The organism is Candidatus Avelusimicrobium sp., assembly GCF_051874775.1.
GTDB lineage: Bacteria > Elusimicrobiota > Elusimicrobia > Elusimicrobiales > Elusimicrobiaceae > Avelusimicrobium.
In genome coordinates, this window is sequence record NZ_JBJEGE010000011.1 from 19477 (window position 1) to 43131 (window position 23655).

The following is a 23655-nucleotide window of genomic DNA, read 5'->3' on the forward strand; positions in this document are numbered from 1 at the left end:
ATGTTTTCTAAATTTTTTATTAAAAGGCCCCGCTTTGCAATTGTCATTTCGCTGTTACTTTGTTTAGCGGGTTTGATTGCGGTCAAATCGCTGCCAATCGCCCTGTATCCGGAAATCACTCCGCCTGAAGTAGTGGTAAGAGCCGTTTATCCGGGTGCAAGTGCGGAAGTCATCGCCAAAACGGTGGGTATCCCGTTGGAGAACCAGGTAAACGGCGTGGAAGATATGCTGTATATGAGCTCTTCCTCTACCGACGGTTCTTATATGCTGACCGTTACGTTTAAAACCGGCGTAGACCCCGATATTGCACAAGTAAAAGTGCAGAACCGCGTCTCGCAGGCCACGTCCCAGCTTCCCAGCGACGTTACCCGCCAAGGGTTGTCTATTTTCCGCCGTTCTTCCAACGTATTGGGGTTTGTTTCGTTTTCGTCTCCCAGCGGGCAGTTGTCCGAATTGGAAATCAGCGATTATTTGAACAACAACGTAGCTAAAAATATTACCCGTATTTCCGGCGTAGGGGAAGCCCGTGTATTCGGCGCCAGCAAAAGTATGCGCGTATGGCTGGACCCCGATAAAATGGCCGCTTTGAACATCTCTCTTGCCGATGTAACCAACGCCATTTCCAGCCAAAACTACCAGCCCTCTTTAGGTAAAATCGGCGCGCGCCCCAACGACGGAAATGTGCTGACGGTCTACGCGCTACAAACACAGGGGCGCTTGAATAATGCGCCCGATTTTGAAAACATCATCGTCCGCACCGACGATCAGGGCGGACAGGTGCGACTCAAAGAAATCGCTAAAGTGGACGAAGGACAGGAAAACTATAGCTACTCCGCCCAGTTTGACGGCAACGCCTCTGTACCGATGATGATTAACCTTGCTTCCGGCGCGAACGCGGTGGAAACAATGAAGCTGTTAAAAGCGGAGCTTGCACGCTTAAAACAGTTCTTCCCGGGAGATTTAAAATACGAATTTTCCGTAGATACGACGGACTTTATTTACGCGTCTATTTACGAGGTAGTGGAAACCTTACTTATTACCTTTATTTTGGTGGTGCTCGTTTGTTACGTATTTTTGCAGGACTGGCGCGCCACTTTGGTGCCGTCAGCTACCATTCCGGTATCTTTGCTCGGCACGTTTGCCGTCATGATGGCCTTAGGTTATTCCATTAACCTGTTTACGCTGTTTGCGTTGGTGCTCGCCATCGGCCTTGTGGTAGATGACGCCATCTGTGTGGTGGAACGCGTTATTTATTTGATGAACCGCGAACGCAAAGGCGCCGTGGACGCCGCTACACAGGCGATGGAAGAACTCTCCGGCGCGCTTATCGCCACTACGCTGGTGCTGTTGGCCATTTTCGTGCCGATTTGTTTTATGGGCGGCATCACGGGCGAAATTTACAAACAGTTTGCCGTGACGATTTCGGTGGCGGTGTGTTTCTCCACATTAAACGCGCTGTCCTTATCGCCGGCCATTTGTGCTACGATGCTGCGCCCCGTGCCGGAAACAAATGTATTCTTGCTGCGCTGGTTTAACGTTGCCGTACAGCGCGGCGCGCGCGGTTATAAAGGCGTAGTTAAAAAAATCGCCCGTAAAATGCTCATTATCGCCTTGTTATTTGCGGGATTTTTACTGTTGGACGGAGTCTTTGTCAAATTCAGCCAAACGTCGTTTATCCCGACCGAAGACCAAGGCGTTATTATGATGGATATCCAACTGCCGGAAGGCGCGGCTTTCGCGCGCACAAAGGCGGTGTTGGACCAGATTACCCCTATCGTGCAGAAAATGGACGGCGTAAAACATTTAACGGGGGTTATCGGCCACAGTATGTTGGGCGGAAGCGGGGAAAACGTCGCTATGGCGTTCGTATCGCTGACTCCGTGGGACAAACGCAAAGGAAGCGACCTGCATCAAACATCCATTGTAAATAAGTTGACGCGGGTTATGTCCACGATTCCCGAAGCCACGATCCGCGTGTTTGAAATGCCCTCTATTCCAGGGCTGGGAACTACGGGCGGGCTTGACTTGCGCCTGCAAACGCTCAACGACTTTGACTATCAGCAGCTCGCCGCTACGGCGGACGGTATGGCTTATAGAATGATGTCGGACCCGTCTATGATGCTGGCGTATTCCACTTTTAAGGCCGATACGCCCAACATTTACTTGGATGTGAACCGCACCAAAGCCGAAGCGATGAATGTACCCGTTTCCAGCGTTTATTCCGTACTGGAACAATACTTGGGGTCTTCGTATATTGGCGACGTAAACTTTGGCACACAGGTAAATAAAGTCATTATTCAGTCCGACTCCAAATACCGCGTCACGCCGGAAGATATTAACAAAATGTACGTGCCCAATACAAAAGGGGAACTCGTGCCCTTGCGGGCGCTGGTAGACTTGCGCTATATTTTGTCTCCGCGGCAGATTACGCGCTATAACCAATATCCGTCCGCTACGATGAACGCGTCTCCCGCGGCTAACTCCAGCACGGGAGAAGCGATGAATGCAACGGAAAAAATGATGAAAAATCTGCCCGCCGGTTACGCTTACGAATGGAGCGGTATGAGCTACCAAGAAAAACAAAACCAAGGGCAGCTGGGTCTTTTGATTCTGCTGGCGGTGGTGTTTGCGTATTTGTTCCTGGTGGCGCAGTATGAAAGCTGGACCATTCCCGTGCCAGTGCTGATGTCCGTGGTGGCGGCCGTAGGCGGAGGGCTTTTCGGGTTGTGGATTACCGACTTGCCGCTGAGCATTTATGCCCAGCTGGGGCTCGTGCTGCTTGTCGGTTTGGCTGCGAAAAACGCGATTTTAATCGTGGAATTTTCCAAAGACGAACGCGAAAAAGGCACAACCGTCTATATGGCGGCCTTGGACGGCCTTACCCAGCGCTTCCGCCCCGTACTGATGACGGCGTTTACGTTTATTTTGGGTATGCTGCCCATGGTAGTGGCCACAGGCGCGGGGGCGGCCAGCCGCCGCGCACTTGGCGTACCGGTGTTTTGGGGTATGTTAGTGGGTACTTTGTTAGGGCTTATCTTGATTCCGCTGTTCTACATTTTGGTACAAACCTATGTAGATAAATGGACGAACCGGAACAAAAATCCGGCAGGGCAAACGCCTTCCGCCCCGCAGCAAAATTAATCCTGCTTAAAAAGCAGTCTTACATACAAAAGCCCCGGATTGGAAAGTCCGGGGTTTTTATTATCATCAAGTGCGGCAAGTAAAAAATAGTCCGGCAATACGACAGAAACCGTATTGCCGGAACCGTTCATTCTGCTAAGTGCAGGAATTATTGCTCCAAAACTGCCTTGACGTCCGCGGCGATTTGGGCGGGCGTTAAGCGGCAGCGCGTAAAGATTTCTTCCAACGGCATACGGTCGGTAAATTCTTTTTTGCCTCCGCGGCAGAGTACTTTCATATCGCTGTTTCCGTAATAGCGCGCTACTTTTTCGCCAAATCCGCCGTCGAGCTGCCCGTCCTCTAACGTAATCACCACACGGTGGTCGGTTTTTAACGCGTTAAGCAGTTCTTCATCAAGGCCCGTAATAAAACGCGGGTTGATAATGGTCGCGTCCACGCCAAGCGTTTTATTAAGTTCCGCTGACGCCTGCTGTGCAAGCCCCAAAAATCCTCCCAAGCCCAGCAGAGCGACGTCTTTGCCTTGATGCTCCACGTGAAAGCGGTTGTGTTTGGCATAGTCCGTTTCGTCCTTTACGCCCGTGCTGATCACGGGGCCGGACGGCACGCGGATCGCCACGGGGCCGGAGTTCTGCGTTGTTGCGTATTCAAGCATAGCCAAATATTCTTCTTTATTGGCCGGAGCCAAATACGTTAAATTGGGAATGTTTCCCAGCACCGTCATATCAAAAGATCCCAAATGCGTCGCGTCGGCGCCGGATAAACCGCCCGCATAAATAAGCAGGGTAACGGGAGATTTGTTCAGACACAAATCCTGTGACAGTTGGTCATACGTGCGCTGGATAAACGAACTCATCACGGCCAGTACAGGGCGTGCACCCGCTTTCGCCATTGCGGAAGCGTAGGCGACGGCGTGTTCTTCGGCAATACCTACGTCCACATACTGCTTGCCGAGTTTTTGCCGGAATTCTTGGGTAAACCCGTAGGCTCCCGGGGTCGCAGGAGTAATGGCCGTAACGGTTTTATCCTGCTCCGCTTTCTTTAAAATAAAATCCGTGGTAATGGAGTGATATGTTTCCGGCGCGGGCGCGGCGGGTTGACCAAGGCGGTCCAGTGTTCCGGGTAAAATCCAATGGAACATTTCTTTGTTCTTTTCTGAGGCTTCAAATCCTTTTCCTTTCAGCGTATGAAGGTGTACTACCATCGGGCGGGGGGAATCTTTTACTTTCTGAAACGCTTCAATCAGTTTAGCCGTATTATTTCCCTCATCCACGTAAAGGTAATCAAAGCCCAAAGATTTGAAAAAGTTAAGCGCTGCCTGTCCTTTCGTTTCACGCAATAAACGCAGGTTTTCGTACAGCCCGCCTTGGTTTTCAGCAATGGACATTTCATTATCGTTTACTAAAATAATGATGTTGCTGTCCAGTACGGCCGCGTTATTTAATCCTTCGTACGCTTCGCCGCCGCTTAAAGATCCGTCGCCGATGAGCGCAAGGACGTTGCCTTTTTCACCCTTTAAATCGCGCGCTTTGGCAAGACCGACAGCCAAGCTGACCGACGTGGACGTATGCCCCACTTTAAAGCAGTCGTGTACGCTTTCTTCCGGCGCGGTGTAGCCCGTGTATTTGTTGTATTGGGCGGGATCGGTAAACCCTTCTTTTCGGCCTGTGAGCATTTTGTGCGGATAACATTGATGCGATACATCAAACACAATTTTATCTTCCGGCGAATTAAATACGTAATGGAAGGCAATCGTTGCCTCCACTATGCCTAAATTGGGGCCGAAGTGGCCGCCTACCGTATTTACTTTTTGGATAATCGCATTGCGCATTTCCTGCGCCAATACGTCCATTTCCTGCAAAGATAAATTTTTTACGTCCAAAGGCGAATTGATTTTTTCTAAAACCATATTTATTAAAACTCCTATTTATATTCTTCGTTCGTTACGGCTAACAGCCATACGGCCGTACCTGTGGACCACATGGAATGATCCCCCGTATAAATAATATTATAAACGCTGGACTTAACTCCAAGTCAAGGCCTAGAGGCTGGGCCCCCGATTCGTCCGCGATCTCATAAATAAAGATAAAACACCGTTTATGAAGGGTTAAGGTATAAGATAAATGCTTCTCTTGAAAATGATAAAATATACTTATGAACACTGTAGAAAAAGTAGTGGCCCATTTATCTTCCTTCGGTTTGCAGGACCGCTTGCAAACCTTAAATCAATCCAGTGCCACCGTGGAACTGGCCGCCTGTGCGTTAGGCTGTAAGCCTGAACTTATCGCCAAAACGCTGTCATTTGACATAGACGGCAAAGCCGTGCTCATCGTGGCGGCAGGAGACGCCAAAGTGGACAATGCCAAATTCAAAGCCTTCTTCGGCCAAAAAGCCAAAATGATAAAACCCGAACAAGTGGAAGAAATGACGGGTTTTGTAGCCGGCGGCGTCTGTCCGTTTGCGCCCAAAGAGGGGGTAAACGTATATTTGGACGTTTCTCTCAAACGTTTTGACATCATCTATCCCGCCGGAGGCTCGCGCAATACGGCCGTTAAATTGACACCTGCCGAACTGGAAATCTCCTCCCGTCCGCAAGCATGGGTGGACCTATGCAAAGGTTGGGACCAAATTCCGTTGGACAACACGACCAAATAATACTATATTAGGGTATAGCCGCCTGTTGGAGGAGGCCTTGATGAAACTGTTACCCTGCGTGCTGACTTGTATTGTATTCTCCGCCCCTGTATTTGCACAGAGTGCGTTTTCCGTCGTCCGCAAGGCGACTAAACTGGCCACCTCTTTCAAACCCATTGTTATTTCCCGTACGGTTTCGGTGTCTTCCGCCCAACTGCCTTTAGCGACACGAGTATGTATCGCAAGAATGCCGTGCACCCTCTCTTCCCCCGAAAAATTATCTATCCAGCTAAACACCATCATTTCCAAAGCGAAAATAGAAGCGCAGTTTGCCATTCCCCGTTTAAACCAGCCGGAAAATATCTACGGTGGGTATAACTATTTGCGCACGATGACAAAACTTTCTCTTAAATCACCTAACAATGTTGAAAAAGCCTATCAAGAAACGTGGCAAAAAATCAACTTGACCCGCACCTATAACGGCGCACACCATATTGTGAACAAAACAACGTTGGAGGAAATCTTTTGGAGAATGAAAGAACAAGCCCGCACCCGCGGCGAAGAGTTTAACGTCAATTTGTCGGAAATGCAAAACAATGCGCCCGCCATTTTTCACCGTTTGCACGGAGATCCGCAATTCAACTATATCTTTCATAACAGAGAACATCAGCTTCAAACTTATTACCGCTCGGGCATAAAAGCGGTAATTGAGGATTTTTTTGAACAGATAAATTCAGTAGCAGAAGAAAGCGGCGGCCTTATTCTACGGGTACCTCAGTCGGTTATTGAAGGCACTTATTTGGAAGCCGAACTGTGGTGCAAAACTTTCAATCTGCGCTGGGAATAAACACGCCAACAGAAAAAATAGAAACATCCACGCAGAAAAATTGTAAAATATATTTGGAAGTAAAAATCCTTTGGCAGTAAAAAATCTATGGAGGATGTACAACTATGACTATTAAAGTAGGTATTAACGGTTTTGGCCGCATCGGTCGTTTCGTGTTCCGCGCGGCACAAGAACGCAATGATATTGAAATCGTCGGTATTAACGACTTGACTCCGGTTGACTATTTGGCTTATATGCTCAAATACGATACGATGCACGGCAAATTCAACGGCACCATCGAAGCGGACGTTGAAAACAGCAAACTTATTGTCAACGGCAAAGCCATCCGCGTAACCGCCGAAAAAGATCCGGCCAACTTGGCTTGGGACAAAGTCGGCGCCGAATATGTAGTGGAATCTACCGGTCTCTTCCTTACCGAAGAAAAAGCTTCCGCCCACATCAAAGCGGGGGCGAAATATGTGGTAATGTCCGCTCCTTCTAAAGACGCCACCCCGATGTTCGTCGTCGGTGTGAACGAAAAAACCTACAAACCCGGCACCAAGTTCGTTTCCAATGCTTCCTGCACCACGAACTGCTTGGCCCCCATCGCCAAAGTGTTGAACGACAAATGGGGTATCAAAGACGGTTTGATGACCACCGTACACTCCACCACCGCCACGCAGAAAACGGTTGACGGCGTGTCTATGAAAGACTGGAGAGGCGGCCGCGCCGCTTCCGGCAACATCATTCCTTCTTCTACCGGCGCCGCCAAAGCCGTGGGTAAAGTAATCCCCGCTTTGAACGGTAAACTGACCGGTATGTCTATGCGCGTTCCGACCTTGGACGTTTCCGTCGTCGACCTTACCGTCAACCTCGAAAAACCGGCCAAATACGAAGAAATCTGCGCCGCGATGAAAGAAGCCGCCAACGGCGAACTCAAAGGCATTTTGGGTTACACCGACGAAGCCGTCGTATCTTCCGACTTTTTGGGCGATCCCCGCACGTCTATCTTTGACGCCAAAGCCGGTATCGCTTTGACGGACACCTTCGTGAAAGTCGTCTCTTGGTACGACAACGAAATCGGCTACTCCAACAAAGTGCTCGATCTCGTGGCCTATATGGCTTCCGTAAACAAATAAGTTTCTGGTAAACTTAAAAAGCCGTTCCGAAAGGGACGGCTTTTTTATGTTTAAAGTGACATATTATCCCGTAGCGTTTTTATGCGGAGGATCTTCCTTTTTTCCCGTAACAACGATGAGGCGGGGAAAAATACTCGAAAATAACCTCTTTTTAGAATCTGCTCCCCGCGTTAAATTCTGTCTCATATAAAACACTCCGTGCTTACACACGGAGTATTTCTGTAAGCTATTCATAAAAATACCCCGCCTTTTACAGCGGGGCATTAAACGTTACATTCAAGCGGAAATTAGAAATTTTCCGGATGAACCATAAAGTAAGCTTGCGGATGCGCGCAGACAGGGCACACTTCCGGTGCTTTTTCACCAATGTGGATATGTCCGCAGTTGGCACATTCCCACATCACAATACCAGCTTTTTGGAATACTTCTTTCGCTTCCACATTGTGCAACAGCTTGCGGTAGCGTTCTTCGTGCATTTTTTCAATCTTGCCTACGGCTTCAAACAGATAGGCCAGTTTGGTGAAACCTTCTTCTTTGGCTTCTTTGGCAAACGTGGCGTACATATCGGTCCACTCATAGTTTTCACCGTTGGCGGCGTCAAGCAAGTTTTCGGCCGTAGCGGGAATATCGTTGCAATGCAACGCTTTGAACCAGAGTTTGGCGTGTTCTTTTTCGTTGTTGGCGGTTTCTTCAAAGATTTTCGCAATCTGAACAAACCCTTCTTTTTTCGCTTTGGAAGCGTAGTAAGTATATTTGTTGCGGGCCTGAGATTCGCCGGCAAAGGCGGCCATCAGGTTTTTTTCAGTTTTAGAGCCTTTAAGTTCCATTTGTATTATCTCCTTTTACGACTGCAATTCTTCCGGTGCATTACTTCCGGCACTGTTTGCAAATTCCTTTAAACTGCACGTTTACGCGGCAGACCGCCCCAAACGCACGCGCTTCTTGGGGCGCGGCGGGTACGGCATATTGCGAGGGGAAAATATCATAAACAGCCCCGCATTCCGTGCATACAAAATGCGCGTGCGGCAACATATTTCCGTCAAAACGTTCTCTAGAAGCAGCCCCCACGCGGTTTAACAAATCCATCTGTTCCAACGAATACAGCGTACGGTAGACGGTATCAAGCGATACCTTGGGCAGCGTCTGACGTACTTGTAAAAAAATAGTTTCTGCACTGGGGTGTTCGCACGAAGCGGCTACGGCGCAAAAAATTTCACGACGTTGGTTAGTCACACGGAGCCCCCGCGCCCGACACTGGTTTTCAAATAACTCCAGCCGCGCTTTTAGTTCTTGTGCAGAAATGAGAAAAGACGAGTTTTGCATATTATTAATAATAATTCTTAATAAAGTATAGCAAATTTCAATTTAAAATCCATTTCCTTTTTTGTATTAGAAAAGGACCCGCTGTGCGCAGTGCTTTGGTTAGTTAACTTTATAACTTTCGTGCCCAGCGTCCGGTAGTTTTTCACCGTCGAAACTTTTACACAGCGTTTTCCCTGCAGAAGAATAACCCCTTAATCTCCGTGATAAATAAACGCATAGTCACTGTCTTCCTGCAGAGAATTGCCAATAACCACGTGATCCCGTTTCAGCCTCTAACGCTAATCTATAAATAATTTGATATCCTTTATATATGGAAGCAAACGAATTCAAAAATACCATTTTTCATACGGCCATTATCGGTGCGGGCGCCAGCGGATTGTTTTGTGCGGGCAGTTTCAATGCGCGCAAAATTCTGCTGGAAGCAAAAGCAAAACCCGCTTTAAAAGTAAGTGTTTCCGGAGGGGGAAAGTGTAATTTTTCCAATAAATTCGTCTCCTCCGCAGATTACCTCAGCCAAAACAAACATTTCTGCAAAAACGCGTTGGCCGCTTTTAAATCCGCCGATTTTATCTCACTTTTAGAGCAAGAACATCTTCCGTGGGAAGAACGCCAAAACGGACAGCTCTTTGCCAAAAACGCCCGCGACGTCGTACGCTTTTTGGTCCAACGCGCCCAACGAAATAACTCGCACATCGCGCTTGGCGTGCGCGCGCTCGGTGTAAAAAAAGAAAACGGCCTTTTTGTAATAGACAGCTCCTCCGGTCCGGTGCGGGCGCAATACCTCGTACTGGCAAGCGGCGGGCTTTCCTATCCCGCGCTGGGGGGGAACGGATTTGGCTTAAAAATCGCACGGCAGTTTGGTTTGTCCGAAATTGAAGAGCGGCCCGCACTCGTCGGGCTTACGCTTCCCAAAGAGCTCCGCGCACGGTTTCAACCGTTGGCCGGTAACAGCCTGCCGGCGCGCGTTTGTTGCGGTAAAAAAAGTTTTGAGGGGCCCGTCCTCTTTACGCACGACGGAATAAGCGGGCCGGCGGTATTGCAGGCCTCTCTTTTCTGGACTGCCGGCGAAACCGTACTTATTGATTTCCTGCCCGCTAAAAAAGCGTCCGAGATTTTTGCCGCTTATAAACATACGGGCAAAACATTTTGCGGCGCACTCGTCAAAGAAGGCCTTCCGCCAAAAATTGCCAAAGCCGTTTTGGGCGAACTGGAACGCGATTTAGCCAACGCTTCCCGCGCGCAGTTAGAAGCCTCCTCCCTGGCGGTAAACCGTTTTGCATTTATTCCGTCGGGTACAGCCGGACTGACAAAAGCCGAAGTAACGGCCGGAGGCGTGGAAACACGCCAAATTAATCCTACCACGTTTGAATGCCGTCAGATTGAAGGGTTGTTTATCATTGGAGAACTGTTAGATGTAACGGGCCGATTGGGCGGATTTAATCTCCAATGGGCGTGGAGCAGCGGTTTCGCGGCGGCCAAAGCATTGGAAAAGCGCTTTTAAAATACTGTTGCACACGTGCGCGTTTTGCTATAATATCAGTACAATATAATTGCTTTTGGGGAGGAGTATGGAAATTAGGAAACGATATAGTTTGCTTCGCCTTTTAGGAGAGGCCTTTGCGCTGGTTGTCCGCTGCAGCGGTGCAATCGCGGGATATATCCTTATCTTTTTGCTTTTTACAACGGCAAAATTTGCGCTGCTTTGGATGGGCGTGCCGCTGTTTATGCTTAAACTCTCTAACCTCTTTTTTTCCGCTTATATTACCGTCGGACTCTTTCGCATTTTCGCTGCAAAGGCGGAACAAACGGGCGAATCCTTTTTCACTTCCTTGTCCGCCGCGCTATTTCCCTCTTTTTATCAATTAATCCTCAGCATTTTGTACGCGGCCGTTTGGTTTATATACTCTTGGATGATTTTCTTTTCATTCAAAGACAAACTTTTTGCATTGGTCCACTTTACCTCCGTTCCGTTCTCCGAAAGTATATTTGCCGTGCTTACCTTGATTGCCACACTCGCGATTCTGCTGTATGTAACAGCCCGTCTCCTCTATGCCCCTGTTTCCATCGCGCTGCGTAATCAAGGGCCCATAGCGGCTATTTTATACAGCTTCCAAATGACAAGCGGAAAAGACATCTTTACCGCGTTGGCCGCCCTTCTGATTTCCTTTTTTCTGTCCCCCGTGTATCTTGTCACGGTTGGGTACGGCGCATATACAATGATTCCGCTTTACTTTGCCGACAGTTTTAATCTGGCCGCGCTGTCGCCCGTATGGTGGGCGGTTTTGATTGCATTGGCAGTAGGCTACTTATTTGTGTTGCTTTTGTGTCCTGCTTTTTTAACACTCGTATTTTTAAACCAAGACTATGGACAAAATCGGGATTCTTTTACCCCGCAAGCCGAATTAAACATTACCAACCGGCCAAAGCAAGTATTCGGTTCGGACAACAACATTCTGCCCCCAAGTGTAGGTAATTTGGTGCAGCAGGGGGATGTCGTCCGTGTAAGCATAACACAATCTTCTGTCAGCGCCCCACCGGATGACAGCGTAACCGAACAGCATCTGCAGCAAGTATATAAACCGAAACCCGAAGATTTGGTGCGATATACGGAAGAAGAAGACCGTATGCCCACTATTTTGTTTGATGACGATATGGCCCGCCAAATAGAAGAAGAGCGTGCCCGTTGGCAGCAGAAGCACACGCAGGATAAAATCAAAAAAGGAGAAGATGACGCGCCGTCGGTCAAAATGTCAAAATGACACTGTCCGCACGCTATTATTCCATAATTCCAATTCAACCTTGCGCCGCACAAATATCCGGCGCGGAAGTTAATTTGTTTTTGTCTAATTATTCGGGAGATTCCGCCAAACGGATTCTCCCTTTTTTGACTCATATACTTGAAAAGGAGAACACCCCCGTATGTCTACCCTGTTGACCACCCTCAATTTATTCGGAGGTTTGGCCATATTTTTATTCGGTATGAAATTGATGAGCGACGGCTTACAAAAAGCCTCCGGCGAAAAACTGCGCCAGCTTTTAAGTGTCGCTACTGCAAACCGTTTTGCCGCCACATTTTGCGGCGCGCTCGTAACGGGCATTATACAATCGTCCAGCGCTACTACTGTGATGGTCGTGGGGTTTACAAGCGCCGGACTCTTGACGCTCTATCAGGCACTGGGCGTTATTTTTGGCGCCAATATCGGTACTACCCTTACGGCGTGGGTGGTCAGCTTGTTTGGGTTCAGCGTTCAAATTTCGCTCTTTGCACTGCCTGTTATTGCTGTCGGTTTCTTCGTACAATTCATTCCGCGCTTTATTTTGTTGCGCCGCATCGGCGAAACGATGGTGGGTTTCGGTCTCTTATTTTTAGGGCTTGATATTATGAAAAACGCCATTCCTGCGGATTTTGCACAAAACCCGCAGGTGGTGGCGTGGATTTCAAAATTCCGCCCTGACAATTTGCTCAACCTGATTGCGCTGATTTTCAGCGGTACGGTGCTGACGGTTATTTTACAGTCCTCCAGCGCGGTAATGGCGATGACACTTACCTGCGCCGCTGCCGGAATTATTGATTTCCCTACGGCCTGCGCACTTGTGTTGGGGGAAAATATCGGCACTACCGTTACGGCCAATCTAGCCGCTATCGGAGCCAGCAAAGATGCCCGCCGAGCGGCATTGGGTCATTTTCTGTTTAACTTCATCGGCGTATTTTGGGTAACGTGTATTTTTCACCATTTTGTTCACTTGATTGACTGGCTGGTACCCGGCTCTCCATACACGAAAGAAACCGCCGTACTGACGGCAGTTCTGCCCTATCATATTTCCGCCTTTCACACGGTTTTTAACCTCATCAATACCGTACTGATGCTGCCGTTCTTAAAGCAGTTGGCCAAATTGACGCTTGTATTCATTCCAAAAACAAAACGTGAAGACAAAAAAGAACACGAACTCATCTTCCTTTCCACCCGCTTTACACAAACGCCGGAACTGGCGCTCATTGCGGTGCGCAAAGAAGTGGAACGTATGATGAGTTTTGTTACAAAAATGACGGATAAATTAATCCACGCCGTAAAAGTAGACGACGATAAAATGTTTGAGCGCCTAATTGAGGACGTCAAATCGGCCGAACATACTACCGATGTTCTGGAACATAAAATCAATCTTTATTTAACTACGCTTACGCACGGCAACCTTTCGCGTCACGCGGTGGCGCAGGCATTTTCGCTTTTTGACGTGCTAAACAGCATTGAGCGTATGGGCGACTGTGGTGAAAAGATTGCGCGCATTTTGGAAAAATTCCACACAAAACAACCCTTCATGGGGCAGGATGTGGACGATTTGGAAGAAATCGCCAAATTAACCAAAGACATTACAAAACGCACCCGCCGCGTGCTGGTGGATTTCCAACAGCCCACCAAACAGTGGCAAACGGCTGCGCGCTGCACATTTGTGGACGCAATTAAAGATGAAGAAAAATTAAACACGATGAGAAAGCAATTTTTGCGCGCGCGCCGTGAACGCATTTTGGCCGGAGAGTCCCAAGCCACACCGGATTCTATTACCGCATACGCCGACATTTTGAACAATTTTGAAAGAATCGGCGATTACGCAATGCGTGTCAATGAAAATCTGCTGGGCCTGCGCGCCGAAGATGTGTTAAAAGAAACGGAAGAGCCCCAAACGGCCCCTCAAGGAGCGTAAGGTGAAATTTAACCCGATTGACTTGCTAACAGACTTCGCATATTTTTTTCCTATGATGTGGAATGTTTTGCGCGGGAAATTTAAAATACCGTGGAGTACACTGTTTTGGGTTATTTTATGCTTGGTTTACGTCATTAGTCCGATTGACCTCCTTCCAGACGTATTGCCGCTGTTGGGCATAGCCGATGACGGAGCATTTATCCTATTTGTACTGTCTCTTGTACATAATGATATCCAACGTTTCCGAGGACAACCCGCCGCGCCAGAAGAAATTATTGAGGCAGAAGTCATTCACACAAACAACAACGAGAAAAAATAACCTTTTTGCGGGATGGACAAAATTATCCTGCCGTTATAAAGTAAGAATATGAAAAAATTATTTAAACTACTGTTAAAAACCGTCATCGTATTGGCGGTATTGGGGGGGGCCGCATTGGTGACACTGCGGATTATGTTTCCGCCAGAAAAAATCAAGTCAATGATACTTGATTATGCAAAAAACACGCTGCACCGAGAGATTATGTTTGACGGAGTTTCCTTCAACATTATCGGTGTAACGCTGGATCATTTTGCCCTGTCCGAAGCCGACTCGTTCCAAGCCGGCACGTTTGTTAAAGCAGATAAACTATCCGTCAAAGTGGCGCTGATGCCGCTCTTAAAAAAGCGGGTGGAAATTTCTGCCGTTATCGTGGACGGATTAGACGTTAACGTCATCAAACAAAAAGATGGTTCGTTTAATTTTGACAGTCTGATTTCCGCTGAAGAAGGAAAAACCGCGCCGCAAAATACCCAACCGGAAGCGGCCGAAGCGTCCGCGTTCGTGCTGACGGCAGAAAAAATCGCCGTAACCGACTGTAATTTCTCCTATAAAGATTTACAAACCGGTATGACCGCAGGCCTGGAACATTTAAATGTGGAAATCAACGGCTTTGATTTGGATAATCCCTTTGACGCCAAAATCACGTTTACTACGGAATTTCAACAGAAAAACGGCCCCGCCGTTTCCATTCCCGTACATATTGCCCTGCGCGTATTTCTGGCGAATTTGGAACTTAAAAACGCTTATGTAACGCTTAACAATCTGGACGCCTCTTACAAAACTGTCAAGTTCCAATTAAAGGGCGGAATGAAAGATTTTACCGCTCCAGTGGCTGATTTGTCCGGCACGCTCAGTGGTATAAACAATACTATTTTTGCGGATTTTTTACCCGATTTGCCGATTTTTTCTCTGCCCGTTATTAATATGAGCGTGCAGGCCTCGGCCAATTTGGACACCTCTTCCGCTGTTCTCCAGAACATTGCCTTAAGCGTGCAAGACAGCAGCCTTACCGCCAAAGGCTCCGTCGGCTGGGGGGCTGCCGCGCCAACGTATAACGTAAACGCAAATTTGAAAGCAGACTTAAAACAGCTTGTTCAAATGACCGACGTCGTAAACGGCTTTAATCCCGCAGGTGTAATTTCCGGCACATTCAAAGCCACCGACAAGCTGAACGGACAAGACGTAAGCGGTACGGTAACATTTTCCGATTTAAGCGCCTTGTACGAACCCGTTACGCTGTCGGAAACGAACGGCGTAATTAAAATTGTCTCTGTTAACGAGATCTCCTGTGATACACTGACGGGCCGTTTAAACGGGGAAAAATTCACAACGTCTTTTTCGTATAAGAACATCAAAGACGTAATGAATATCGTATTCAAACTCGATTTGGACAAACTGATTCTTGCTTCTTTCCCTAAGTCTGCTTCACCAGAGGAAACAACAACACAAACGGATATACCGGCAGATCAGCAACCCGCGGCGGCCGAATCTGAAATAAAGATGAACATAAAAGCCAACGTAAAAGTAGGCGAAATCCGTGTGCCGTATTTCCGTGCGGACGAGTTTAACGCCAATGCGGCTCTCACCAGCGTCACGCCTTCTATGACCCAAACAAACGGTTCTGTTTCGTTCGTGCTGCAATCCGGCGCGGTAACGGATATTGATTCTGTCGTAAAAGAAAACAAAATCGTCAAAATTCTGTTGCTGCCCATTACGATTATTCGCAAAGTGGCCGGCGTGTTAAACATTGACCTCTTCCCTGCCGAAAACAGTGCAAAACAAGGTGAAATTGCCTATTCTAAAGCCGAGGGATTGTACACGTTTACAAACGGCGTGATGAACTTGGATAAAACAGTGCTTGAATCCAAACTGACCAACATTAACGGTAACGGAAACATCAATTTCCATACCAATAAACTGGATATGAAAGTTTCCGCGACTGTGCTGACGAGCCAAACCCCCATCATCATCAAAATTGGCGGAACGATGGATAATCCCAGCGGAAAACTGGACGTGCTTAATACGGTAGGTTCCATGCTGGGAGGAATCCTCAACTACAAAACGCCGGCAAAAGTAGTATCCGGTACTACACAAACGGCGGGATCTGTCGCTGCCGGAGCTGTTAAAACCACCGGCAAAGTGACCGATGCGGGCGTGGATGCGGTAAAAGGGACTGTAAACGCCGCCAAAGATACGTTAAAAGGAATTGGCAGCTTATTTAAAAAGAAGGACGATTCTACCGATAAATAAGAGTTTTTCTCTTGCCTAAAATCCTCCGGATGCGAATGCACCGGGGGATTTTCTTATATCCTGCCGCGGAGAAGGGGGATAAAAAAGAAGGTACAAAGGCACGCAGTACGGAGGCCCGAAATTGCCGCCCTCCGTACGCCAAATATCATATAATGAATATATGGGACTTATTTTACTTATTCTTACCAATTTGTTTTTTCCTTTGGCCGCCTTGGGCATACTGTTGGGCTTTTTGTTTTCGGGCCGACGCGGATTACTCAAACATCTTTCCCAAGAACTGCGCGAGCGATTCGGGTTGGAAAAAGAGGGGGAAATTCCTCAAAACGCCGTTTGGCTGCATTGTGCAAGTGTGGGGGAAGTAATGTCTATGAAAGAGATTATTTTCCGGTTAAAAGAATTTTACGGCAAGGAGATCATCGTCACTACCTCTACCCAAGCCGGTAAAGAAACCGCCTTAAAAAACCCGCAAATTACCCGCGCCTTCTTGGCTCCGCTTGATTTTTATCCTTCGTGCAAACGCTTTCTGCGTATCGCCAAGCCTTACCGCCTGTTTGTGGTGGAACGCGAAGTTTGGCCCAATATGCTGGAAGCCGCCCGCCAAGCCGGCGTACCCGTCGCACTGATTAACGGCCGGATTTCCGCTAAGTCCGCGCGCGCATATGAGTTAGTCAAACCGCTTTTTAAGCGTGTGCTCGGGGCTTTACGTTTTGCCGCGCTCCATACACAAGCGGCGGCGGAACGGTACGAAAGATTAGGAATTAAAAAAGAAAATCTGTACATCTGCGGCAACGTCAAGTACGATACGCTGAGCGACAAGCCCGCTAAACTCGCCGAAGTTGACCATCTGCTTACGGCAATGGGGTGGAACGGAAAACCGATTTTGGTAATGGGCAGCACGCACCCCGCAGAAGAAACAATGCTACTGCGCGCCGCGCCGGAATTAATCAAAAAAGGAATTAAAATCATTTTTGCGCCGCGCCATCTGGAACGGCGCGCCGAAATTGCAGACACCCTGCGCCAAAGCGGCCTGCATTATGCGTTTGTCAGTGAAGAAAATTTTGACAAAAGTACCGATATTCTCTGCGCCGATGTAATGGGCCTTTTACAGTCGCTCTATGCGCGCGCCACGCTGACGTTTGTGGGCGGTTCCGTCGCCCCTCGGGGAGCGCATAACCTGTTGGAACCCGCCATTCTCAGTAAAGCCGTTTTATTCGGTAAACATTTTTACAATGCGCCGCTTACCGCACAGGCATTATTAGAGTCCGCCGGCGGCGTACTCGTAAACGAAAATAATTTTAAAGAGACGGTTCTGCGTCTTACGGCCGATCCGGCCCAGTTGGAAAATATGTCCCAAAATGCGCGTAAAACCGCATTAAGCTTTAAAGGAGCTACCGACAAAATTATGGAAGTGGTGAAAACTTATGAACGAAAAACAGCCTAAAATTTTAGTTGTACGCTTATCCTCACTGGGCGATATCGTATTATCCTCTCCCGTCTATAAAAACATCAAAGCTGCGTGGCCCAAGGCGCACATTACGCTGCTCGTCAAGCCGCAATTTGCCGATGTACTGGCCGGACATCCGGACATTGATGAAATTATGGTGGCAAAAAAAGGATTATGGGGCAATATTCGCCAAATCCGCGCAGGGCATTTCACGCATTTCTTGGACTTGCACGCCACGCTAAAAAGTATACTGATCGGTTTTTTCAGCCGTATTCCTAACCGTGTTCGTTATGACAAAAACTCCGTCGCACGCCGCTTGTACGTGCGTTTTCGCAAAACCTCTCCCGTACTTGAAAAACATACGCTTGAAAAATATCTTGAGGCGTTAAAAGAGTGGAACATTCCGATAGAATATAAAACGCCGAAACTGGGTGACTGGGCCTATAGAAACGTGGAAGAAAGCGGAAAGAAAGTAAATAAAATAGGCATTTTTCAAACTTCTTTTATCGGCGACAGCGTGCTGACTACGCCGCTTGTGCGTAAAACGGCTAAACTGTTTCCGGATGCAAAAATCCTCGTCATTACCCGCCCGCAGACGGAAGATATTTTTCGTCCGATGAAAGAAGTTTCCGAAATTATTTTAAACGAAAAAACGGGTTGGAACAAAATCTTCGGCGTTTGGAAAACCGCTAAAGCCATCCGTAAAGCAGGTGTGGATATTTTGCTCGTGCCGCACCGTAGTTTCAGAAGCGCGCTGATTGCGTGGCTTTCGCGCGTGCCGGTACGGATTGGGTTTACCTCCAGTGAGGGGTGGTTTTTATATACCAAAACGGTACCCTTCTCGTGGATGATTCACGATGCGGAGCGAAATCTTTCCTTATTACAAGGGATTGTCAAAGAAAAATTTACAGCCGAAAAATTGAATATGCGCTATACGACTACGGCGGAAGAAAATGTGGCGCGCCTGATGAAAGATTTTAATTTGGAAGGCAAAATTCTCGTCGGCATCCACGCCGCAAGCGCGTGGCCCACCAAATGCTGGCCGATGGAATATTTTGTCCAGCTCATCAGCCGTCTGCAAACAGAACTCGGCGTACAGGCTGTTTTGGTAGGGGGAGGCAAAAAGGACGCGGATATAGGAGAAAAAATCTGCCAGTTATCCCAAGGCCACGCCGCCAACCTATGCGGGAAAACGAGTCTGGCCGATTTAATGGCCTTTATGCAGCATTTTAAACTCTTCATTACCAACGATTCCGGGCCGATGCACATCGCCACTGCGTTTGATGTGCCGACACTGGCCATCTTCGGTCCTACCACGCGCGAATTGGGCTTTTTTCCCTACGGAGAAGGGCACAGGGTCGTGGAGGTGAAAGATCTTGACTGCCGTCCGTGCGCGTTGCACGGGGGGAAGAAATGCCCCTTAGGCCACTTTAAATGTATGAAAGATATTCACGCGGACGAGGTATTCAGAAACGCCAAAGAAATGCTGCTCGAAAACCACGTTATTGAAGATAAAAAAGACGGGAAAGAAGATAATCCACCATCGATGAAGGTGCAATAAAAATCCCGCCAAGCGGCGGGATAAATAAATGTTGATAAACGCAAAGCATTAAAATTCGTCCAACTCCGGCGGTGCCTCATTTAGGGCGTCTTTCGTAGCAGAAAAGAGTGATTTTATCTCTTTAATTTTTTCCAGCGGAATCCAAATTCCTTTTTTTGTCCGTAAGGTATCCTTTTCCCATTGGCGCAAATCTATCCCTCTGCGGCCGCGGAACGTGTCCACTGAAGCTACCACGCAAATTCCGGGCCGCTTGGCAAATTTTCCAAGTGTACCGTCTTTAATTTGTGTAGGATCATCCGGCAAGGCAGCCACCAGCGGCGCCAACACCTGCACAATTTCCGGCGTAAGAGTAATGCCGTCGCGCGTGGCGCCAGCAAAAGAATCCGTTTGAATATAACGCCGGACCGATACATAACGGTAACCGCGGTAAGCGTCAATGCTAAAACGCACCTCTTCACCGTTTTCCAATAAAAGAGAACCAATATCCCGAAGCAAAGTAAAGCTGCTTTCGCTCATTTTATTTTCCGGTCCGCTCTGCGCAAACCGCCCCCTGTTCTATATGACTAAAATATGATATGATTAAATGACAATTATATTTTAGTGTTTGACTGGGATAAAATCAAGCAGTTTTTGTATAATGTTAGAAAGATTTTTATATTATTCTTTCAAGGACGCGTATGAGCGATATTTCTTCTCTGGTAGGAACCGATATTTCCGGTTGTGAGATTTTAAATAAAGTAGCCGAAGGCGGTATGGGAGCCGTCTATAAGGCGCGGCATAAAGCCCTTAACCGCATTGTATGCGTCAAAATTTTAAGTCCCTCTCTGGCGAACGATAAAAAAGCCGTGGAACTGTTTTTGACTGAAGCCCGCGCTATCGCAGAATTGGACCACCCCAATATCGTTAACGTATATAACGTGGGCAAAGAAAAAGGATACTACTTCATTGTAATGTCTTATATTGAAGGGCAGACATTGTCTATGATGCTCAAGAAAAACAAAGTGCTGCCCATCGGCCTTGTCTTAGATTTGTTTGAAGGAGTGCTGCTGGGCCTGAATGCAGCGCACGAAAAGGGCATTATCCACCGTGACATCAAACCTTCCAATATCATCATTACCCCGCAAGGACAAGCCAAACTGCTGGATTTCGGTATCGCCAAAAAGGTAGATAAAGAAAAAGGATCTACCAAAACGACTGAACTCGCAGGGACCGCTTATTTTATCGCGCCCGAACAGGCACTGGGAAGAGACCTAGATACCCGAGCCGACTTATATTCCATCGGAGCTAGTTTGTACTACGTAGTCACGGGACATTTCCCTTATAACGGCAAAAATACGATGGACATTATCCAAAAACATATCAATGATCCTGTGCCGGATCCGGCTAAACTACGCCAGGATATTCCAGGATGGCTGTCTTTGGCTATTCAAAAATTGATGAGCAAAAATCCAGATCACCGCTTTCAGACTGCCAAAGAAACCTATGATCATTTTAAGAAAATGCGTGCGGAAGATTTGCTGCGCATTAATCTCGGCAATTCAGGCCGCGCCATCGACCTGGGAATGGAATCTTCCCTTAAAATCGTCAAAGACGACAGACTAACCACCGAATCCATCAAACGCCATCGTGTGACAGAACGTGAAGATTTTGCTAACCCCGTAACAGCTTCATCTTCCCAGCTTCCGAAGATGTCACAAATGCCGCAGCTTGACGCATTGGGAAAAAATCTTGAAGCGGATTCCGCGCCGGCACCTATGCAATCGACAAAAACGCCGTCTGTTCAACTACCCAGTGCAGAAAACGTTAAACCTGTTAACGTCTATATGCCAAATAAAAAGCCATTGATTAGACGTGGTACCATCACAAAAACGGCTACAGAAATATCTAAAAACGTTAAAACAATTTTACGACTGCTTATTTTTGTACCGTTGTTCTTAGCGTTTGCCGGAGGAATTACATATTTATTCCACGCTTTGGGAAAAGTTGCCTCCGTACACTTATCCGAGAACGCCGGTCTTATGCACAATTTAATTGCACCATTTATTGCGCCCCAATATGAGCCCAACCAAATGCTGCTGACAGTGCTTGCAGTCGCAGCGGTGGCATTGATTTTCGCACTCTCCACTATTAAAGCGTTCTCCCGTTCCACCACTATACTTTTGGCAATGGCTGTTGTCGCTTATTTGGCGGGCCTATTCACACCTAATATTCCCTTTATGGACATCTCCAACGTGGGGGAATTCATTTTCACACCGGAATACTATTTATGTTTCTTAGTGTTCGGATTGGCGTGGGCAATTTCTTTGTGTTGGACGATTAACCGTTCCTTTGCACAAGGTATTTTAGGTTCCTCGCTCGTTATGTTCTGTATGGTGATGGCCTATTTGGCTTCTCATTTAACCGTTGAGCCCAATATGACGAATATGCTCATCAAACTGATGTTATATCTATCGATACTGTTTAGTTTGATGGCCGTATATTATTTGACGTCGCGCCAGTCGAAATATTCCATCTTGGCCCCGTGTCTGTTAACGCTTTTGGGGGTATTTGGTGTATGGACGTATATGATTTCCGGTCTGGCCAGCGAAATTAACGGAACAGTAGACATTTTTATTAACCGTATAGATGTAAAAGCTTCCGATCCCGCCGCCTCTAATGCGCGTGTGGAAAAAGCATTGGGCATTAAAACGGGCAAAAAATTCTTTGTCCATTTTGATCGCACCACCGAACTGACTAACAAAAATGCCGCAGAATTAAATGCGTTTTTTGAAGAACAGACTCACCATATCGCCCCCGACTTTATTACATCGGAAAATAAATCGTTGTATTTCGATTTGTTGCGCCGTTATTATCAAGGTGGAAGAAGCAATATGATACGGGCCGTATGGGACTATGCTCTTAGCTATCCCATTGCCAATTTTAATAAAAACGCACAGAATAATAACGCTTATTCCTTTCTGTTGCTACTTTTATATGCGTTTGGCGCACTGGGTTGCGCAGGAACGATATTTTTTGGAGATGAATTATGAGCAGCTTCGATATTGAATTTGCCGCTGTAACCGATATCGGCAAAATTCGCGAGAAAAATGAAGATAATGTTCTAATTTCCTCTGACTTAGGGTTAGGTGTCGTTGCCGATGGGATGGGTGGGCACAGCGCGGGAGAAATCGCCAGCAATATCGCCGTCTCTGTGCTAGCCGAAACGGTGCGCAAAGTAAATAATGGACAATTAAAAATTCCCCAAACATTCCTGCCTAAACTGGACGATACAGAACGCAAAATTTTAATGGCGGCTAATCTTGCCAACGCCGCTATTTATTCCACCGCCCAATCTTCCGAAATTTATAAAATGATGGGTACCACGCTCACCGGCGTTATGTTTGATAAAAACTTTGCGACCGCTGTTCACGTAGGAGATTCCCGCCTGTATCTGTTTAGGGAAGATAAAATCGTGCAAATTACTACTGACCATTCGTTGGCTATGGAACACGTACGACGCGGACTTTTAACACGGGCGGAAGCGGATCATTCCAAAATCCAAAACGTACTTACGCGTGCAATGGGTATTAAAAAGAATATTGAATTTGATCTCTTAAAATTCCCCATTAAAGAGGGGGATATTTTGCTGCTGTGTTCGGACGGCCTTTATAAAGGACTCAAAGAAAGCGATATGGCCCGAATCTTACATACGGGCAAAGATATGACAATCGTTAAGTTATGCCGCAATCTAGTGCGCGAATCTAATGATAAGGACGGGCAGGACAACATATCCGCCGTATTGATTAAAATCTTGCCGCCTAAAACCATTACGTTTAAACAGCGTTTAAAACGTTTTTTCCATTACGGTTAACCTACAAAATATCTTCAAAAAACAATCTCTTTATTAGCACTCTAATAAAAGGGTTGACAATTATGTTACATATATGCTAAATTAGCATTAAGCCTGCGGGAGTGCTAACACCCCGCCGGAAAAAATGCTTTTAACTTAAAGTAAAGGAGTGAATGAAATTATGGCAGAAGTAAACTTCAAACCGTTGGGCGACCGCGTACTGGTCAAACCCATCGAAAGAGAAACGATGAAAGGGGGGATCATCATTCCTGACACCGCTAAAGAAAAACCGATGGAAGGCGAAGTATTAGCTACCGGTCCGGGAAAAATGACCGATAAAGGTGAACGTACCGCGATGGACATTAAGAAAGGTGACCGTGTGCTGTACGGCAAATACTCCGGCACTGAAGTAAAGATGGACGGAGAAACATATTTAATTATTCACCAAGACGAAATCTTGGGTATTTTAGGCTAATTAGGGGGAAAACAAA

The 23655-nt window shown here is 47.2% G+C and carries 19 protein-coding genes; 14 read left to right on the plus strand and 5 right to left on the minus strand.

Features of this window, described 5'->3' with window-relative positions; genetic code table 11:
- Nucleotides 1–3141, plus strand: a complete 3141-nt coding sequence (locus tag ACI351_RS02295) for an efflux RND transporter permease subunit (RefSeq protein ID WP_439733641.1) — start codon at nucleotides 1–3, stop codon at nucleotides 3139–3141.
- On the opposite strand, the gene ACI351_RS02300 is transcribed toward ACI351_RS02295, so the two are convergent.
- The gene (locus ACI351_RS02300; protein ID WP_439733642.1) at nucleotides 3138–3272 is read right to left on the minus strand and encodes a hypothetical protein; all 135 of its coding nucleotides are present in this window, start codon (nucleotides 3270–3272) and stop codon (nucleotides 3138–3140) included. The two genes, ACI351_RS02295 and ACI351_RS02300, sit on opposite strands and share 4 nt — an antisense overlap.
- Nucleotides 3273–3289: 17 nt before the next feature.
- Nucleotides 3290–5047 carry a 1-deoxy-D-xylulose-5-phosphate synthase gene (locus ACI351_RS02305; protein ID WP_439733643.1) on the minus strand — a complete coding sequence of 586 codons (1758 nt, stop codon included), beginning with the start codon at nucleotides 5045–5047 and terminating at the stop codon, nucleotides 3290–3292.
- 245 nt (nucleotides 5048–5292) lie between these two features.
- Here ACI351_RS02305 and ACI351_RS02310 point away from each other — a divergent pair, with 245 nt between their 5' ends.
- From ACI351_RS02310 to gap, 3 genes are all read left to right on the plus strand, one after another.
- Nucleotides 5293–5793, plus strand: a complete 501-nt coding sequence (locus ACI351_RS02310) for a YbaK/EbsC family protein (protein ID WP_439733644.1) — start codon at nucleotides 5293–5295, stop codon at nucleotides 5791–5793.
- Nucleotides 5794–5833: 40 nt separating this feature from the next.
- Entirely contained in the window at nucleotides 5834–6619 is a 786-nt protein-coding gene (locus ACI351_RS02315; RefSeq protein ID WP_439733645.1) for a hypothetical protein, read from the plus strand.
- A 104-nt stretch (nucleotides 6620–6723) separates the two neighbouring features.
- Nucleotides 6724–7737, plus strand: coding sequence for a type I glyceraldehyde-3-phosphate dehydrogenase (gene gap, locus ACI351_RS02320; protein ID WP_439733646.1), 1014 nt, complete (start codon nucleotides 6724–6726; stop codon nucleotides 7735–7737).
- A gap of 287 nt (nucleotides 7738–8024) precedes the next feature.
- Here the strand turns inward: gap and rbr are convergent, their stop codons facing one another.
- Nucleotides 8025–8564: a rubrerythrin gene (gene rbr, locus ACI351_RS02325; RefSeq protein ID WP_439733647.1), complete on the minus strand. Its 540-nt coding sequence runs from the start codon at nucleotides 8562–8564 to the stop codon at nucleotides 8025–8027.
- 40 nt (nucleotides 8565–8604) lie between these two features.
- Nucleotides 8605–8970: a Fur family transcriptional regulator gene (locus ACI351_RS02330; protein WP_439733648.1), complete on the minus strand. Its 366-nt coding sequence runs from the start codon at nucleotides 8968–8970 to the stop codon at nucleotides 8605–8607.
- 400 nt (nucleotides 8971–9370) lie between these two features.
- On the opposite strand from ACI351_RS02330, the gene ACI351_RS02335 reads away from it, so the two are divergent.
- From ACI351_RS02335 to waaF, 7 genes are all read left to right on the plus strand, one after another.
- A complete protein-coding gene (locus ACI351_RS02335; RefSeq protein WP_439733649.1) occupies nucleotides 9371–10561 on the plus strand; it encodes an NAD(P)/FAD-dependent oxidoreductase in 1191 nt (396 codons plus the stop codon).
- A 67-nt stretch (nucleotides 10562–10628) separates the two neighbouring features.
- Nucleotides 10629–11819, plus strand: a complete 1191-nt coding sequence (locus ACI351_RS02340) for a hypothetical protein (protein WP_439733650.1) — start codon at nucleotides 10629–10631, stop codon at nucleotides 11817–11819.
- Between the two features lie 160 nt (nucleotides 11820–11979).
- The gene (locus ACI351_RS02345) at nucleotides 11980–13761 is read left to right on the plus strand and encodes a Na/Pi cotransporter family protein (RefSeq protein WP_439733651.1); all 1782 of its coding nucleotides are present in this window, start codon (nucleotides 11980–11982) and stop codon (nucleotides 13759–13761) included.
- A gap of 52 nt (nucleotides 13762–13813) precedes the next feature.
- Nucleotides 13814–14080, plus strand: a complete 267-nt coding sequence (locus ACI351_RS02350; protein WP_439733652.1) for a DUF1232 domain-containing protein — start codon at nucleotides 13814–13816, stop codon at nucleotides 14078–14080.
- A 48-nt stretch (nucleotides 14081–14128) separates the two neighbouring features.
- On the plus strand, nucleotides 14129–16330 hold the full coding sequence (locus ACI351_RS02355; RefSeq protein ID WP_439733653.1) for an AsmA family protein: 2202 nt from the start codon (nucleotides 14129–14131) through the stop codon (nucleotides 16328–16330).
- 160 nt (nucleotides 16331–16490) lie between these two features.
- A complete protein-coding gene (locus tag ACI351_RS02360; RefSeq protein WP_439733654.1) occupies nucleotides 16491–17771 on the plus strand; it encodes a 3-deoxy-D-manno-octulosonic acid transferase in 1281 nt (426 codons plus the stop codon).
- Entirely contained in the window at nucleotides 17752–19335 is a 1584-nt protein-coding gene (gene waaF / locus ACI351_RS02365; protein ID WP_439733655.1) for a lipopolysaccharide heptosyltransferase II, read from the plus strand. Before ACI351_RS02360 ends, waaF begins: the two co-directional genes overlap by 20 nt.
- Before the next feature lie 48 nt (nucleotides 19336–19383).
- Here the strand turns inward: waaF and ACI351_RS02370 are convergent, their stop codons facing one another.
- Nucleotides 19384–19851 (minus strand): PC4/YdbC family ssDNA-binding protein, encoded by a 468-nt coding sequence (locus tag ACI351_RS02370; protein ID WP_439733656.1) that lies wholly within the window; start codon nucleotides 19849–19851, stop codon nucleotides 19384–19386.
- Between the two features lie 161 nt (nucleotides 19852–20012).
- On the opposite strand from ACI351_RS02370, the gene ACI351_RS02375 reads away from it, so the two are divergent.
- The 3 genes from ACI351_RS02375 to ACI351_RS02385 all read left to right on the plus strand — a co-directional run bounded on the left by ACI351_RS02375 (nucleotide 20013) and on the right by ACI351_RS02385 (nucleotide 23639).
- Entirely contained in the window at nucleotides 20013–22364 is a 2352-nt protein-coding gene (locus ACI351_RS02375) for a protein kinase domain-containing protein (RefSeq protein ID WP_439733657.1), read from the plus strand.
- The gene (locus ACI351_RS02380; RefSeq protein ID WP_439733658.1) at nucleotides 22361–23185 is read left to right on the plus strand and encodes a Stp1/IreP family PP2C-type Ser/Thr phosphatase; all 825 of its coding nucleotides are present in this window, start codon (nucleotides 22361–22363) and stop codon (nucleotides 23183–23185) included. The genes ACI351_RS02375 and ACI351_RS02380 overlap by 4 nt, the downstream gene beginning before the upstream one ends.
- Before the next feature lie 160 nt (nucleotides 23186–23345).
- Nucleotides 23346–23639: a co-chaperone GroES gene (locus tag ACI351_RS02385; RefSeq protein ID WP_439733659.1), complete on the plus strand. Its 294-nt coding sequence runs from the start codon at nucleotides 23346–23348 to the stop codon at nucleotides 23637–23639.
- The last annotated feature ends 16 nt before the right edge of the window (nucleotides 23640–23655 follow it).